The organism is Actinoplanes sp. NPDC024001, assembly GCF_040638955.1.
Lineage (GTDB): Bacteria > Actinomycetota > Actinomycetes > Mycobacteriales > Micromonosporaceae > Actinoplanes.
In genome coordinates this window covers 21,831-36,269 of the sequence record NZ_JBEZZB010000039.1, presented here as the reverse complement: position 1 = coordinate 36,269, position 14,439 = coordinate 21,831, and the positions used below count along the sequence as shown (strand labels likewise).

At 71.3% G+C, this 14,439-nt stretch carries 14 protein-coding genes; 5 read left to right on the top strand and 9 right to left on the bottom strand.

Going from position 1 to position 14,439, the window contains the following annotated elements; translation table 11 throughout:
• The first annotated feature begins 4 nt into the window (after positions 1-4).
• A complete protein-coding gene (locus AB0F81_RS17425; protein ID WP_360198046.1) occupies positions 5-826 on the top strand; it encodes an alpha/beta fold hydrolase in 822 nt (273 codons plus the stop codon).
• 202 nt (positions 827-1,028) lie between these two features.
• Here AB0F81_RS17425 and AB0F81_RS17420 read toward each other — a convergent pair whose 3' ends face one another.
• Together AB0F81_RS17420 and AB0F81_RS17415 are read right to left on the bottom strand one after the other, a co-directional pair.
• Complete coding sequence (locus tag AB0F81_RS17420; RefSeq protein ID WP_360198043.1) at positions 1,029-1,865, bottom strand: LLM class flavin-dependent oxidoreductase; 837 nt, start codon at positions 1,863-1,865, stop codon at positions 1,029-1,031.
• Positions 1,866-1,947: 82 nt separating this feature from the next.
• The gene (locus AB0F81_RS17415) at positions 1,948-3,072 is read right to left on the bottom strand and encodes a citrate synthase 2 (protein ID WP_360198040.1); all 1,125 of its coding nucleotides are present in this window, start codon (positions 3,070-3,072) and stop codon (positions 1,948-1,950) included.
• A 67-nt stretch (positions 3,073-3,139) separates the two neighbouring features.
• Here AB0F81_RS17415 and AB0F81_RS17410 point away from each other — a divergent pair, with 67 nt between their 5' ends.
• The gene (locus tag AB0F81_RS17410; RefSeq protein ID WP_360198037.1) at positions 3,140-4,315 is read left to right on the top strand and encodes a citrate synthase family protein; all 1,176 of its coding nucleotides are present in this window, start codon (positions 3,140-3,142) and stop codon (positions 4,313-4,315) included.
• Positions 4,316-4,525: 210 nt separating this feature from the next.
• On the opposite strand, the gene AB0F81_RS17405 is transcribed toward AB0F81_RS17410, so the two are convergent.
• Both AB0F81_RS17405 and AB0F81_RS17400 read right to left on the bottom strand, forming a co-directional pair.
• Positions 4,526-4,825: a hypothetical protein gene (locus AB0F81_RS17405; protein WP_360198035.1), complete on the bottom strand. Its 300-nt coding sequence runs from the start codon at positions 4,823-4,825 to the stop codon at positions 4,526-4,528.
• A 23-nt stretch (positions 4,826-4,848) separates the two neighbouring features.
• Complete coding sequence (locus tag AB0F81_RS17400) at positions 4,849-5,595, bottom strand: enoyl-CoA hydratase/isomerase family protein (protein ID WP_360198032.1); 747 nt, start codon at positions 5,593-5,595, stop codon at positions 4,849-4,851.
• A 58-nt stretch (positions 5,596-5,653) separates the two neighbouring features.
• On the opposite strand from AB0F81_RS17400, the gene AB0F81_RS17395 reads away from it, so the two are divergent.
• The 3 genes from AB0F81_RS17395 (at position 5,654) to AB0F81_RS17385 (ending at position 8,294) form a co-directional block, all read left to right on the top strand.
• Positions 5,654-6,664 (top strand): hypothetical protein, encoded by a 1,011-nt coding sequence (locus AB0F81_RS17395; protein ID WP_360198029.1) that lies wholly within the window; start codon positions 5,654-5,656, stop codon positions 6,662-6,664.
• Positions 6,665-6,734: 70 nt separating this feature from the next.
• Complete coding sequence (locus tag AB0F81_RS17390; RefSeq protein WP_360198026.1) at positions 6,735-7,634, top strand: hypothetical protein; 900 nt, start codon at positions 6,735-6,737, stop codon at positions 7,632-7,634.
• A gap of 141 nt (positions 7,635-7,775) precedes the next feature.
• Positions 7,776-8,294, top strand: a complete 519-nt coding sequence (locus AB0F81_RS17385; protein ID WP_360198024.1) for a hypothetical protein — start codon at positions 7,776-7,778, stop codon at positions 8,292-8,294.
• Positions 8,295-8,300: 6 nt separating this feature from the next.
• On the opposite strand, the gene AB0F81_RS17380 is transcribed toward AB0F81_RS17385, so the two are convergent.
• The 5 genes from AB0F81_RS17380 to AB0F81_RS17360 all read right to left on the bottom strand — a co-directional run bounded on the left by AB0F81_RS17380 (position 8,301) and on the right by AB0F81_RS17360 (position 14,363).
• The gene (locus AB0F81_RS17380) at positions 8,301-9,227 is read right to left on the bottom strand and encodes a sensor histidine kinase (protein WP_360198021.1); all 927 of its coding nucleotides are present in this window, start codon (positions 9,225-9,227) and stop codon (positions 8,301-8,303) included.
• Complete coding sequence (locus AB0F81_RS17375; RefSeq protein WP_360198018.1) at positions 9,224-10,093, bottom strand: MEDS domain-containing protein; 870 nt, start codon at positions 10,091-10,093, stop codon at positions 9,224-9,226. The genes AB0F81_RS17380 and AB0F81_RS17375 overlap by 4 nt, the downstream gene beginning before the upstream one ends.
• 223 nt (positions 10,094-10,316) lie before the next feature.
• Positions 10,317-11,324, bottom strand: coding sequence for a LacI family DNA-binding transcriptional regulator (locus AB0F81_RS17370; protein WP_360198015.1), 1,008 nt, complete (start codon positions 11,322-11,324; stop codon positions 10,317-10,319).
• A gap of 52 nt (positions 11,325-11,376) precedes the next feature.
• Positions 11,377-12,636 (bottom strand): DUF1996 domain-containing protein, encoded by a 1,260-nt coding sequence (locus AB0F81_RS17365; RefSeq protein WP_360198012.1) that lies wholly within the window; start codon positions 12,634-12,636, stop codon positions 11,377-11,379.
• Positions 12,633-14,363, bottom strand: coding sequence for a discoidin domain-containing protein (locus AB0F81_RS17360; RefSeq protein WP_360198009.1), 1,731 nt, complete (start codon positions 14,361-14,363; stop codon positions 12,633-12,635). Before AB0F81_RS17360 ends, AB0F81_RS17365 begins: the two co-directional genes overlap by 4 nt.
• Positions 14,364-14,439: the final 76 nt, after the last annotated feature.

Genomic DNA, 14,439 nt, shown 5'->3' with positions numbered 1-14,439 from the left:
AGACGTGCGCGGCACGCGCATCCGTTTCCATGAGACCGGTGACCCGCAGGCCCCGCCCGTGCTGCTGCTGCACGGCATCGGCCGCAGCCTGGAGGACTGGCTGCCGCAGCACGAACTGCTCGGCGACTACCGGGTGATCAGCATGGACATGCCCGGTTTCGGACTGTCCCAGCGCATGCCCGAGACGACCACGCTGCCGGTCCTCGCCGACGGTGTGTGGGCGACCCTCGACGCGCTCGGCGAGACCCGCCCGGTGCACCTGATGGGCAACTCCCTGGGCGGCGCCGTCTCCATGGAGATGCTGTCGTCCGCGCCGGAGCGGGTGTCAACGTTGACGCTGGTCAACAGTGCCGGTTTCGGCAAAGAGGTCACCATGGCGTTGCGCATGCTGGCCGTCCCCGGCCTGGGCCGCCAGATGCTGCGCCGTATCGACAGGTGGACCGCGCCCCGGGTCGAGCGCAACCTCTTCGCCGAGCGCGCGATGGTCACCCCGGAACGCATCGCGATGGCCATCAAGATCGCCCGCCAACCGGACTTCGCACCGGTCTACCTGGAGGTCGCCCGGGCCCTGGGCGGTTTCCGCGGGGTCGGCGCCGCCTGGCGCGCCGACCTGCTGCAGCGGGTGTCCGCCCACGTCAAACCCACAATGATCATCTGGGGTGACCGCGACATGATCCTCCCGTGCGCCCACCTGGCAGCCGCACGGGCGGCGTTCCCGCACGCCCGCTCCCACATGTTCGCGCGCACCGGCCACATGCCCCAGATCGAACGGCCGAAGGAGTTCGCGGATCTGGTTCGCCCGGTGCTGGCCGAGGTCTCGGTCTGACGTTCACACCGGGACATGCCCGGCCCGGGCGGCGGTCAAGGGGGGTCGCCGCCCGGGCCGCTCCACGTTTCTACGTCTCTCCCGCCCGGCGCGGCGTCTCCCGCTCCCCGCCCGGCGCTCGCGCGGCTTTGCCGTTCTGGTCGCCTACGGGCGAGCTGCTCACGGCGCCGACGAGAACAGCCGAAGGGCGGGTTGACGGACCCTACGGCACCAAAGGGCGGACCTCCTGCGCTATGAACCGCACGAAGCCCTCGAGGTCGGGCTCGTCGGCGGTGGGCTGCAGGATCACGGCGTCGGCGCCGGCTTCCTGATAGCGGTGCACGACGGCGGCTATGTCGGCAGCACCACCGACTGCCGTGGAATCGGTCCTGTCTGACTCGCCCCAGAAGTCGAGTTCACGGGCCATCCGGGCACCGGCGTCAGGGCCGGTGGCGGCGTGCACGTAGACAGTGATGGCCTTCGCCTTCGGCCTGACGGCGGCGACCTCCTCCGGGGGCGTGCCGGCCGTCAGCAGGATTCCGTCGGCGTGCTCGCATGCGAGTTCGCGCGTCTTGGGCCCGGTCGCACCGGCGTAGACGCGAGGGGCGGTCGCCGGCGGGTAGTCCAGCTTGACCTTGTCCAGCTTCACGTAACGGCCGGAGGTTGTGACGGTCTCGCCGGCCAGCAAGGCCTTCAACGCCTCGATGTGCTCGCGCAACAGGGTCAGGGGTGAGCCGACCCGCGCGCCCACCTGCTCCATCCAGTCCTGGACGCCGTGGCCGACAGTGATGAGCGCCCGGTCGGGGAAGAGCCGGTGCAGCGTGGCGGCCTCCATGCCGAGCACCGCGACGTTGCGGAACGGCACCGGCAGCAGGCCGATGCCCACGGTCAGCCGATCCGTCCAGGCGAGAGCGGCGGCCGCGGCGGCGATGCCGCTCTCGAGGAAGCAGTCCTCCCAGAGCCACAACTCCTCGAGGCCGGCCTCGTCGGCGGCGCGCGCGACGGATCGGAGGCGTTCGGGCGGGTTCTGCGGGCGGAAGACCACACCGAGAGTCGTCATGACGGCCGAGCCTAACCGCGCCCCGAACGCCCCGCAGGCCACGCTGCCGCAGAACCGGCATGCCGTGGCGCCGGCGCACCCGTCAGCCGACGCGTGCGCCGTCGTTGCGGCGCACCGCCTCCTGCCAGCCGCGCACCTCGGAGGCGTCTCGTTCGGCGGGGCCGACGTAGTCGGCGGAAGGACGGATGATCTTTCCCAGGCGCTTCTGCTCCAGGATGTGGGCGCTCCAGCCGGCGGTGCGGGCGCACGTGAACATCGCGGCGAGCATCTCCGCGGGGACGCCGGCGAAGTCGAGGACCACGGCTGCCCAGAACTCGACGTTGGTCTCCAGGATGCGGTCGGGTTTGCGCTCGCGGAGCTCGGCGAGGGCGGCGATCTCCAGCTCGCGGGCCACCTCGTAACGCGGGGCGCCCAGCTCGCGGGCCGCCTCGCGCAGGATGCGAGCGCGCGGGTCCTCGGCGCGGTAGACCGCGTGGCCGAAACCCATCAGGCGGCCGCCGCCGTCGAGGACCTGCTTGACGTAGCCGCGGGCATCGGCGCCGCGCTCCACGGCCTCGATCATGCCGAGCGCGCGGGCGGGGGCGCCGCCGTGCAGCGGGCCGGAGAGAGCCGAGATCGCGGCGGACAGGCAGGCCGGGGCGTCGGCGCCGGTGCTGGCCACCACCCGGGCAGTGAACGTGGAGGCGTTCATGCCGTGCTCGGCGGCGCAGATCCAGTAGCGGTCGATGGCGGCCACGTGGCGTGGGTCCGGCTCACCCTGCCAGCGGATCATGAACTGTTCGGTGGCGGTGCGGCCGGCGTCGACCACGTGCTGCGGGACGGCGGGCCGGTTGTGGCCGCGGGCGGCCTGGGCGACGAACGACAGGATCGCCGCGGACGTGCGGGCCAGGTCGTTGCGGGCCTGGGCCTCGTCGATGTCGATCAACTGCTGGAGTGCCCAGTGCGGGGCCAGCGTCGACACCGCCGCCTGCACGTCGACACGGATGTCGCCGGTCCGCACCGGGACGGGCAGCGACTCGGCGGCCGGCAGGGCGGCCTCGAAGTCGCCGTCGGCGAGCAGGCCCCACACGTCGGCGAAGGAGACGGTTCCGGCGAGCGAGCGGATGTCGATGCCGCGGTAGCGCAGCGACCCGCCGTCGCGGTCCGGTTCAGCGATCTCGGTGTCGAACGCGACGACACCGGCAAGCCCTGGATTGACAGTCAACATGACGTCAATCTGGAATCAACACGACTTGATGTCAATGTTGATCGCGTCAACATGAGAGGATGCGCACATGAGCGGAGAACTCCTGACGACCGAGCAGGTCGCCGAGCAGCTTGGTGTCAAAGCGGCGACCGTTTATGCGTACGTCAGTCGGGGCCTGCTCAGCAGCCAGCGCAACGCTGACGGCAAAGGCAGTCTGTTCGCGAAGGATGACGTGGACGCCTTCGTCGCCGGGCGCAGACGCACCACCACGCCGAACATCCAGACCGGGATCACGCTGATCAAGGACGGCGGCCTGTTCTACCGGGGACGGGATGCGACCGTGCTGGCCGGCACGTCCTCCTTCGAGGCGGTGACGAACCTTCTCTGGACCGGCGAGTTGGAGGACGCGGCTTTCCCGGTCAACCGGGAGCTGACCAGCCTCGCGTGGGCGGTGACCCAACCCCTGCCGGAGACCGCCCGCCTCACCGACCGGCTCCGGGTGACAGTCGCCGCGGTCGCCGCCGCCGACCCGCTGAGGTTCGACACCGCCCCGGCCGCGGTCGTCGCCACCGGGCGCCAACTGCTCGCGACCATGGTGCACACGCTGCCGTCACGGGTCGGCATCCCGGTCAGGGCCATGCCGCTCGCCGAGGCGTTCTGGTACAGGTTGACCGCCACCCCGCTCACCGACACAGCGCTGCACTCACTCGACGCTGCCCTGATCCTGCTCGCCGACCACGATCTGGCCGCGTCCACGCTGGCCGCGCGGGTCGCGGCGTCCACGCGGGCCCATCCGTACGCGGTGGTCAGCGCCGGCCTCGCCGCCCTCGACGGGCCGTTGCACGGTGCGGCGAGCGCTCTGGCGTACCCCATGCTCGCCGAAGCGATGAACGGCCTGGACCCGGTTGCCGGCATCTCGGACCGCCTGCGGTCCGGCATGCCGGTGCCCGGTTTCGGCCATCCGCTCTACCCGGACGGCGATCCGCGGGCCACCACACTGTTCGACCTGCTCGACGACGGCCCGGTGCGCACGACGACGCTCCGGCTCGCCGACGCGATGCGCACCCGATCCGGCATCGCGCCCAACATCGACCTCGCGCTGGCCGCGCTCGCCCTGCACCACGGCATGCCGGCTGACGCCGGCGAGGCGATCTTCGCGGTGGCGCGCACGGCAGGCTGGCTCGCGCACGCCTTGGAGGAGTACGCCGACCGGCCGAGCCGTTTCCGCCCCAGCGGCCGGTATGCGGGCCGCCAACCCGCGTGACCGCCCTTGCCGAGCCGGAATGCTCTGCCGATCAGTGCGTGGAGCAACGCGGCACGGGTGACCAGCGCGCGGAACCGCACGGCTATGGCTGATCAGGGCGAAGAGCAGCGCGGCAATGCGTTGACCAGCATGCGAAAACGGCACGGCTACACGTTGACCAGCGTGCGGAACAGCGCGGCTACGGGTTGACCGGCGGGCGGAGCAGCGCGGTCAAGGGCGCCGGTCGGCGGCCGCGTAGGAGGCGGCGGCGGTGAGGGCGGAGACGGCCAGGACCGAGGGCCAGGAGCCGATGCGCTTGGCCAGCGGATGCGACAGGCCGAAGGCCCCGATGTAGGTCGCCAGCAGCGCGCCGGTCGTGGCGGGCGTGGTCCGGCGGGACCACTCGCGGGCGGCGACAACGCCGCCGGCTGCGAGGACCGCGCCGCCGAGGGGGCGGATGCCGGTTCGGCGGGCCAGCTGCCAGCCGCCGATCAGGGAGCCCGCGGTGATCGCGGCGGTGGGAACGCGCATGGGAAGAGCCTATACCGGCACGATCACCGCAAGGATTCCATGAAGCGGCGCAGCCGGCCGTCGGCGACGGCACGTGTCCACAGGGCGCGCGCCTGCTCGTCGTACGCCGGGCGGTCTTGATCGAGACGGTCGTGGAGCGGCAGCAGCAGCTGCCGCTTGGTGAGATGGAAGGTGTCGGCGGGGATCGCGGCCAGCTGGTGGGCGGCGGCCAGCGCCGCCGTGAGGAGGTCGCTCCCGGCGACCACCTGGTCGGCGAAGCCGGCCGTGACCGCCTCGGCCGGGCCGAAGGTGCGGCCGGAAAGCACCGCGGAGCGGGCCCGGCTCGCGCCCAGCGACCACCGGACGATCTCCAGCGCGGCCGGCGGGAACGGCACACCGACCAGCAGTTCGGTGACACCGATGCGGCCGCCGGAGTCCGCCATCACGCGGTGGTCGGCGGCGCAGGCGAGGACCGCTCCCCCGGCGATGGCATGGCCGTTGACCGCCGCCACCACCGGCTTCTCCAGGGTGAGCACGGCCAGCAGCGCGTCGCTGAGCGCGGGCAGGAACGCCTCGACATAGCCGGCGCCGCCGTCGATGACGCGCCACAGGTCGACGCCGGCGGAGAAGCTGCGCCCGGTGCCGGTGAGGACCACCGCGGGATGGGCGGAGGCGGCCAGGCCGGTGAAGACGGCGGTGATCTCCCGGAGCAGTTCGACGTCGAGCGCGTTGACCTTGCCGTGGGCCAGGCGCACCACGGCGATGCCGTCGGCGTCCGCTTGCTCGATCATCAGGTCAGCGTAGTCGCAGATCTAGCTTGATCGATTCGCTGCTGCGACGATGACGGTCATGGGGGTACGAGGCCGCGCGCGACAGCACTGGCTGTACTGGCTGTACGGCACGATCGGCGCGTTGCTGCTGGTGGTCGCGTTCCTGCTGCTCTATCCGGTGCGGCACACCGACGGTTTCGCCACCGAACTGCGGATCAGCATCGGCGCGAACCTGATCGACCTGGTGCTGGCGGTGCTGATCCTGCAGCCGCTGATCGTCTTCTTCGGCCGCAACGCCGTACGGTGGCGCAACCGCCTCGACTACCGCGACGTGATCACGCGGATCGGGCAGGCCGACGACCGCGTGGACATCTGGAAACACTGGACCGGCCTGCTGGAGAACCAGCACGAGCGGGAGTTCCTGGCCGCCGTGCGCACCGCCCTGGAACGCGGCGTCCGGTTCCGGATCACCCTGACCGACCCGTCGTGCCCGGACGCGGCCGAACGCGCCCGCCAGGTGGCGCCGACCGACGCGGTCGCGCTGATGCGGCAGAACATCGAACGGCTGGACGCCATCGTCACCGACCTGCCGGCCCGGCACCGGGCCCGTTTCGAGGTGCGGATCAGCTCGGTCGGCCCGGCGCACGCGTTCTACCGGGTCGACGACTGGCTGTCGTACGGATTGTTCCGCGATCGGCGGGTGAGCGAGAGCTCCCAGCGTGAGGTCCGCGTCCACGGTGACCTGGGCGAACTGGCGCTGGAGGCCTTCGAGAACCGCTGGAACGGCTCGGGTCTGCGTGACATCGGCGACCACTACCGGATGCGGTTGTGCTTCACGGTCCACGGCGAGAGCGTCGAGCACGACCTGCAATATGTCGCGCACGACGGCGAGCACTGGGTCAACGTGAACCCGGTGGCGCTGCAGCAGGCGTTCCACCCCGATCATGTGGCGTCGATCCCCGGTGACGGCAGCGGCCGCTATGTGCTGGCCGAGTCGACGGCCGAGGCCCGCGAGCGGATGACGGCCCTCTACGACGCCAAGTACGGCCCGGATTCCGGCGCCGTCCTGCTGCGCCTGACCGAGGCGTAACTGCGCAGCTCACGGGTCGTTTTCCCAGTCGACCAAGCGCGATCAGGCCGCTTGCGGGGAAGGGTCGACGATGCCCAGGGCTCAGCGGAAGAAGAAACCCGCGAAGCGGACCGAGACGAAGGTTGATCCGGCGATCGACGCCGCCCGGATCGCCCGGATCAGCGCGCTCGTCGTGTGCGCCCTGACCGTTGCCGGCAGTCTGGTGGTCGCCTCGGTGAACCGGATCCCGGAGAAGGTCTTCTGCGACTTCTTCACCTTCTGCGCCGCCAAGGCCGGCACGCAGGCGACGGTCACGCCGAGCACCGCTGCGTCCGCCACCCCGGATGTCACGGCGGATGCCACCGCGGGCACCGTGGCACCGCCCGTCGACACCGGCCCGGACATCACGGTCAACGGCGGAAACCAGCGCGTCGACATCGGCGGCAACAACCAGAACCTCACGGTGAGCGGCGGCGGAAAGGCCGGCGGCACGCAACAGGGTGGCTCAACCGGCTCAACCGGCTCAACCGGCTCAACCGGTTCGCTCAAGACCGCCGCTCCGCAGACCAAGAAGCCGGTCGCCCCGACGCAGGCGCCCACCGCGGCACCGAACGAGCACACCTCGATCCCCGATCGGCGCCTGCACGCCGGCCCGTCCCGCAAGGAGATGACCTGGACGAGGACCATGTCGGTCACCGTCGAGGACATCGGCGACTACGCCGACACCCGCGGCGAGCTGTCGGTCACCTCGACCGCGCTGACCGCGACCCGGGCGCGGATGGCCAACATGGGTCAGCGCCCGGTCACGTACGGCACGTGCGCCTCCGCCCGCCTCACCGAAACCGTCATCACGTTCGCGGCGATGCGCGAGCGCGAGCACATCTGCGTCCACAACGGGCAGTATTTCGCGGAATTCGAGGTCATCGGACTGCCCAGCACGGGTCACCCCTATCTGACCGTGGTCGGCAGGAGCTGGGACTGGGCCGGCTGACACCGGCCGGGCCGAGTCGTGGCCGGGCCGCATCACCGAAGGTGTGCCCCGGCGAATAGGCTTCTCCGGGGCACTCACGTGCGGCACGCCCGTGCCGATACGCCGAGTGGGCCCAGGCAAAGTCGTGGAGGCGGAGAACTGATGGATGCGCACGGGACGGACACCGACGGGGTCGGCGCGGCGCCCTCGGTGGCGAGGCTGCTGCTGGAACTGCGGGCACACGTGACCATCGACGTGCGCAGCTCCGGCCGGACGGTGCAGGTCCGGCCGCAGGGCGCGAACAGCGTCGCGGTCGCCATCCACCCGGGTGGCGTGGACCTTGCCGTGGAGCAGGACCGGGCGAACGACGTCGCGCTGTCCATGCCGGGGGCGTATGTGAAGGACCCGGACGACCCGAACTGTTTCGTCACCGTCGGGGCGGACGTGATCGACCAGAACTACGACACCCTGCTGGCGACCGCGGTGCAGGCGGTGGAGCTGCGCGCGGCCGGGCAGCCGGCCAAGGCGGCCAAGACACCCAAGACGCGCACCACGACACCTCGCGCCGCCAAGGCCGCGGCCAAGCCGAAGCCGGCCGCCCGGCCGGAGCCGGCCATCTGCCCCACCTGCCGGCAGTACGAGTTGCTGGCCAGCGGCGAGTGCCCCTCCGGTTACTGCTGAGCGCGGTCACCCGCCCATGTGCAGGCGGATGCTGGTGCCGTCGTCACGGGCGTGAATGCGGACCAGGTCGCACAGCTGGTGGGCGAGGATCAGGCCACGGCCACCTTCGGTACGCGGGTCCGGCGGGATCCGCCCGGCGAACGGGTCGGCCAGGTAGCCGTGGTCGTCGATCTGGCAGACCAGCAGGCCGGGTTCCCGCCACACGCTGACGGCGCCGCCGCCGCTGGTGTGCACCAGGGTGTTCTCGGCCAGCTCGTTGACGGCGGCCACCAGGTCGTCGGCGCGGTCGGCGGACAGCCCGGCAGCGGTCGCCCGGCCGGTGACGAACCGCCGGATCGTGGTCAGGCAGCTGACGTCGTGGTAGGCGAGGGCGTCGGCGTAGGCGGGCACGTCGGGCAGCGGCCGGTTGAAGTCGGCGGCGGCCGCGAACGGGTCGGCGTACCACGGGCTCGGCCGGCGCGCCCCGCCGACGATCATCACCGGGTGGGTGCGCCACGCGTCGTGCAGCCGGGACAGTTCCAGGCCGGTGGCGTCGTACGGGCAGAGGATCGCCGCGTCCCGCCCCTGGAACACCGCGTTGATCATGGCTTCGTGTGCGGCGCACGCCGGGTACTCCACGGCGGTGCGGGCCGGCCAGATCGGCTCCCCGATGATCGCCACCCGCCGGCCGGCGTGGGCGGCGGCGAACCGCAGCAGCACGCCGGGCAGGATGCGGCCCGGGTTGCGCCCGGCGACGGCCATGTCCGCGAAGTCAACCCCGCTCAGGCCGGACAGCGCTTCCCGCAGCCGGGTCAGATTCGGTTCGGGTACGGCGACCAGCACCGGCTCCCCGGCTTCCACGGCGGAGCGGACGAAGGTGGTGGTTCCGTACAGATATTCGTCGAACGTGCGGTAGATGAGACCGGGATGGTCGAACGTCTCGACGACAGTCATACGGCCGGTTCCACGATCAGGCCGGTGCTCGCCGCGGCGCCGTTGAACGTCAGCAGCCGCTGCATGTGCGGGGAACAGCCAACCACCCGCAGCCGGTCGGCGGCCCGCGCGGCGGTGTCGAGCAGCATGCGCACCGTCGCGCCGTCGATGTACTGCAGCTCGGAGATGTCCACGACCAGCGGCTCCCCCGTGCTCGGTGTGTCGTCGACCAGGTGTTCCAGGATGGCACGCAGGGCCTGCCGGTTCGACAGGTCGGCCTCGCCCAGCAACCGGATGCCGGCCGGCCGGGTGGTGCGGATCGCCCGCAGCAGCGGCACCACCCGCGGGTCGATGCCGGATTCCACGGTGGCGAGGTGGCTCCAGCAGACCCGGCGCAGGTCGGCGTCGGAGAACAGCCGGCGATCGTAGAGGCAGATGCCCATCGCGAAACCGTCGGCGAAGACCCGGTTCACGTTCGCCTCGTACCACGGCAGGCGGTCGGCGCCGGGAATCGCGGTGGCGCCCCAGGACATGTCCCCGACGGCGCGCAGCCCGTGGTATCCGGCGGCCATCGCGTCGGCGGACGCGGTCCGCCAGCCGTCGATGGTGGCCTCCGGGTCGAAGTGACCGGCCGCCAGGTAGGTGGTCTCGGCCGTGGCCATCTGCAGCTGGCCGGCCGCCAGCGCGGGCTGCGGGTCGGTGCCCTGGCCGGCGAGCGCGTCCTCGATCTGGCGGGAACCGTCGCCGTAGTAGAGAATCCGGTGCTGCCGGCGCAGGCCGGCCCGGATGTACGCGGCGAGCGCCCGGTTACGGCAGTCGTCGTTCTCGAACACCACACAGGCATGATCGCCGAGGCTCAGGCGATCGATCGCGCTGATCTCGATCATCGTGTCCCCCTGGCTCGTATCTCCCGATGCTACTGCCCGCGAGGCCGGTCGCCGCCGCTGGAAACCCCGGTGGGACGTGCCGACTCACCGCAACCCACTCGAACGGGGCGTTGAGGAACCAGGCCGCCGTCGCGGTGAGCACCGCACCGGCCGACGTCCCGGCACCTCTTACCGTGCCGGGCGTTGTCTGAGAAAACAGCAGCTAGTGGGCGGGGAGATCGGCCTATGTGGATTCGCGGACGACCAGGGTGGGCTGGAAGATGACCGAGCGGGGCAGCCGGCCCGGCTCGTCGATGTGGGCGATCAGCAGGGCGGCCATCTCCGCGGCCATCTCCTCGACCGGCTGGCGGACCGTGGTCAGCGGCGGCCGGCACTCCAGCGCGGCGCTGCTGTCGTCGAACCCGACGACCGCCACCTCATCCGGCACGCGGCGGCCCCGGTCCTGCACGGCGCGCAGCGCGCCCTCGGCCATCAGGTCGCTGGCCACGAACAGGCCGTCCAGGCCGGGATGGTCGGCGAGCAGCCGGTGGGCGGCGGCCTCTCCCCCGGCCCGGGTGAAGTCGCCGACCACGGCCGGCACGTCGGGCAGGCCCTGAGCGGCCAGGTAGGCGCGGAAGCCGTCGAGGCGTTCCGCGCCGGCCGGGATGTCGAGCGGGCCGCTGATCGTGGCGAGCCGCCGGCGGCCGCGGTCGAGCAGGTGCTGGGCGGCGAGCTGGGCGCCGAGCCGCTGGTCCACGTCGACGTAGCTGACCTGCAGCGGGCCCGGCGGGCGGGCGGACAGCACGGCCGGGATGCCGAGGGCGAGAACCTGGCCGGGCAGCGGGTCGTCGCCGTGGCTGCTGATCAGCAGCACCCCGTCGACGTGGCCCTGCCGCAGGTAGCGGACCACCTGGTGGTGGTCGGCCGAGTCGGTGGGGACGACCACCAGGTGCACGTCGTGCGGGCGCAGCGCGCCGGTCGCGCCGGCGGTGACCCGGCCGAAGTACGGGTCGGTGAAGATCCGGTTCAGGAACGAGTGGTCGTCGGGGCGGTCCGGTTCGCTGATCACCAGCGCCACCGAGTTGGAGCGGCGGGTCACCAGGCTGCGGGCGGCGACGTTCGGCACGTACCCCGTCTTGGTGATGGCGCGCTGGACCGCCTCGCGGATCTCGGGTGCCACGTTGGCCGCGTGGTTGATCACCCGGGAGACGGTGGCCCGGGAGACGCCGGCCGCGGCGGCCACCTGATCCATGGTCGGATGGTGGCCGCCGCGCCCGGGTCTGGAGATCACGCCCACTGTTCTATCAGGGACGTCCGTCGACCCCGCACTTGATGATCGGGCGGATGCAGTCGTTCACCCGGCGGGCCATCTCCGCCACCGGCCAGGCGTTGAAGAAGTCGCCGTGCATCGTGTAGCCGCCACCGGAGGCCAGCCGCAGCCGGGCCGGGTCGCCGCTGACCGGGTAGCGCATGACCTGCCGCAGTTTCGGCACCACCACCGGGTGGCTGGCCGGGCAGGCGTTGTTCACCGGGTACGCCATGTGGCTCTTGTGGTCGGCCGAGTCCAGGTTGCGCCCGTCCCAGCAGTGCGGGAAGTCCAGGTACGACTCCAGCATCGTGCCGGCCGGGCAGTTGACGAAGTCCGACGACGAGCCGACGTGCCCGGCGTGCAGGCACGACCAGCGGCTGATGGTGTTGTCGGCCGGCCCGGTCGCCTTCGCGTTGCCGGCGACGATCCGCAAGCCCAGCGGCAGCGGCTGGGTCTGCGCGATCAGGTCGTCCCGGACACCCTCACCGAGGTAGTAGAAGATGCCGGTGACCGGCTCGACCGGCACGTTGTCCCGGTACAGGGTGGGAATCCAGTAGGACGACTTGTCGATCGACGGGTTGCAGTTGCTGTTCGCGTTGAGCAGCGTGTCGACCGTGCTGTAGGCGTTGGTGTTGGTGGCGCCGAAGAAGCTGTGCATGTGCGAGGCGCCGGGCAGGTTCGGGAAGATGATCGGGTCGTCCGGCAGCCGGTGGCTGAACGGGCAGTCGGCGAGGAACTCCGCCACCCGGACAGCGCCCGGCGGGATGGTCGGCGTGCTGCCGCCACCGCCGCTGCCGAAGACCTGGAACTCCTTGAGCGACACACCCCACTGCGTGGCCCGGACGGTGGTTTCCAGGCGCACGTAACGGCCGGTGCCGCTCACGTTGATCGTCTGCTTGCCGCCCGTACCGTTGGTGGTGGTGTTGATCGTGGTCCAGCTCTGCCCGGTGGCGGAAACCCGCAGGGAGAAGCTGCGGGCGTACGCGTTCTCCCAGTCCAGGACCACCGAGGTGATCGTGGCGCTGGCGCCGAGATCGACCTGCAGCCACTGCGGGTCGCTGAACGCGCTGGACCAGCGGGTGCCGGTGTTGCCGTCGACCGCGTTGGACGCCGGGAAAGCCCCCGATTCCGTGGACGACGCGGTGGCGGTCCTGCCCTGCGACAGCAGGGTGTCGGCAGCGCTCGCGCCCGTGGCGCTGACTATCAGATAGGCGGCGAGAACGGCGGCCGCGGCGCCGGCGAAGAGGCGCTTCACTGGTAGACCCTCACGTAGTCGACGAGCATGCGGCTCGGGAACGGGGTGCTGGCGTCGATCGGCCCGGGGAAGTCACCGCCGACGGCCAGGTTCAGGATCAGGTAGAACTTGTGGTCGTAGATCCACGGGCCGCGGGTGTTCTCCACGGTCTCCTTGTTCGCGTCGAAGACCTGCCGGCCGTCGAGGAAGAACCGGATGCCCTTGCTGTCCCACTCGGCGGCGTAGGTGTGGAAGTCCAGCGACAGGTCCGGGGTGGCGTACTTCTGGCCGTAGCCGCCGGCGCCGTTGTAGGCCGGGGCGTGCAGCGTGGAGTAGGCCTCGCTGGTGTTGCGGCCGAGGACCTCCATGATGTCGATCTCGCCGTTGTACGGCCACGGCCGGCCCTGCAGGAAGTCCTCACCCATCAGCCAGAACGCCGGCCACAGGCCGTTGCCCTTGGGGACCCGGATGCGAGCCTCGATCCGGCCGTACTGGACGTGGAACTTGTTGCTGGTGTTCATCCGGTGCGAGGTGTAGTCGCGGCCGTTCGAAGCCTCCCGGCGGGCCTCGATCACCAGGGCGCCGGTGCCGTTCATCGACGCGTTCGCGCTGTCCGGGGTGTAGTACTGGATCTCGCCGTTCTGCGGGAAGCCCGGGTCCATGGTCCACTTCGCGCCGTCCGGCTTGCTGCCGGCCGCGCCGTTGAACTCGTCGGAGAAGACCAGGCGGGTGGCCGGGAAGGTCGGGTCGGCGGGCTTGGCGGGCGGCGCGGTCGGGTTGCCGCCGGTGCCGTAGACGCTGAACTCCCAGAGCGAGTAGCCGTAGGCGCTGCTGCGGGCGGTGCCGTACATCCGCACGTAGCGGCCGGTGCCGATGGCGTTGATGACGTCCTTCAGCCCGTCACCGGTGGTCGTCGAGTAGATGCTGGTCCAGTTCGCGCCGTCCGCGGAGACCTGGATCTGGTACGACCGCGCGTACGCCGGGTCCCACTGCAGGACCACCTGGCTGATCTGGGCGGTGGCGCCCAGGTCGACCTGGATCCAGCCGGGGTCTACCCAGCCGCCGGTCGGGTTGGTGGCCCAGCGGCTGGCCGGGTCGTTGTCGAACGCCTTGTCCGCGGTGCACGGGTTGCACTGCGGGTCGTTCTGCTCGGTCGAGGCGCGGGCCGGCTTGGCGTACGACAGCAGGCGGGTGCCGCCGGGGTTGCTGGGCGAGGCGGTCGGTGAGGTCGGCGTGGTGCCGCCGGCGAAGACCTGGAACTCCCAGAACGAGTAGCCGTAGATCTCCAGGGCCCGCTGGGTGAGGTTGATCCGCACGTAGCGGGCGGTGCCGGTGACCGGGATGCTCTGCTGCCCGCCGGCGCCGGTGGTGGTGGCGTAGGCCTGGTTCCAGGCGGTGCCATTGGTGGACAGCTGGATGGTGAACGCCTTGGCGTAGGCGCCCTCCCAGTTGATGGCGACCCGGCTGACCGCGGTGGCGGCGCCGAGATCCACCTGGAACCACTGATTCGCGGCGAACGCGCTGGACCAGCGGGTGCCGTTGTCACCGTCGACGGCGGCCGAGGCCGGCGTGCCGGCCCACTCGACGGACGAGGCGGTGACCGGCTTGTTCTGCGAGACGACCACCTCAGCGGCGTCGGCGTCGCCGGCGGTGACGGCCAGGAACGAGGCGAGCAGGCCGCCGAGCGCGGCGGCGAGGGTGAGCAGCCGGCGCCGGCTTCGCGGTGGGTCCGAAACATGGACGGTCATGGTGGGGACTCCTTGGGGGAACGCGTGCTCAGAGCTGTGAAAGCGCTCTATTGGAGGCCACTGTGAACCCGGCGTT

What these genes read in the sequence shown, in the direction of transcription:
- AB0F81_RS17400 (WP_360198032.1), bottom strand. Translation starts at nt 5,595, where the DNA reads ATGATCGAGCAAGCGGACGCCGACGGCATCGCCGTGGTGCGCCTGGCC.
- AB0F81_RS17410 (WP_360198037.1), top strand. Translation starts at nt 3,140, where the DNA reads ATGAGCGGAGAACTCCTGACGACCGAGCAGGTCGCCGAGCAGCTTGGT.
- AB0F81_RS17405 (WP_360198035.1), bottom strand. Translation starts at nt 4,825, where the DNA reads ATGCGCGTTCCCACCGCCGCGATCACCGCGGGCTCCCTGATCGGCGGC.
- AB0F81_RS17420 (WP_360198043.1), bottom strand. Translation starts at nt 1,865, where the DNA reads ATGACGACTCTCGGTGTGGTCTTCCGCCCGCAGAACCCGCCCGAACGC.
- AB0F81_RS17360 (WP_360198009.1), bottom strand. Translation starts at nt 14,363, where the DNA reads ATGACCGTCCATGTTTCGGACCCACCGCGAAGCCGGCGCCGGCTGCTC.
- AB0F81_RS17375 (WP_360198018.1), bottom strand. Translation starts at nt 10,093, where the DNA reads ATGATCGAGATCAGCGCGATCGATCGCCTGAGCCTCGGCGATCATGCC.
- AB0F81_RS17390 (WP_360198026.1), top strand. Translation starts at nt 6,735, where the DNA reads ATGCCCAGGGCTCAGCGGAAGAAGAAACCCGCGAAGCGGACCGAGACG.
- AB0F81_RS17415 (WP_360198040.1), bottom strand. Translation starts at nt 3,072, where the DNA reads ATGTTGACTGTCAATCCAGGGCTTGCCGGTGTCGTCGCGTTCGACACC.
- AB0F81_RS17385 (WP_360198024.1), top strand. Translation starts at nt 7,776, where the DNA reads ATGGATGCGCACGGGACGGACACCGACGGGGTCGGCGCGGCGCCCTCG.
- AB0F81_RS17370 (WP_360198015.1), bottom strand. Translation starts at nt 11,324, where the DNA reads ATGGATCAGGTGGCCGCCGCGGCCGGCGTCTCCCGGGCCACCGTCTCC.
- AB0F81_RS17395 (WP_360198029.1), top strand. Translation starts at nt 5,654, where the DNA reads ATGGGGGTACGAGGCCGCGCGCGACAGCACTGGCTGTACTGGCTGTAC.
- AB0F81_RS17380 (WP_360198021.1), bottom strand. Translation starts at nt 9,227, where the DNA reads ATGACTGTCGTCGAGACGTTCGACCATCCCGGTCTCATCTACCGCACG.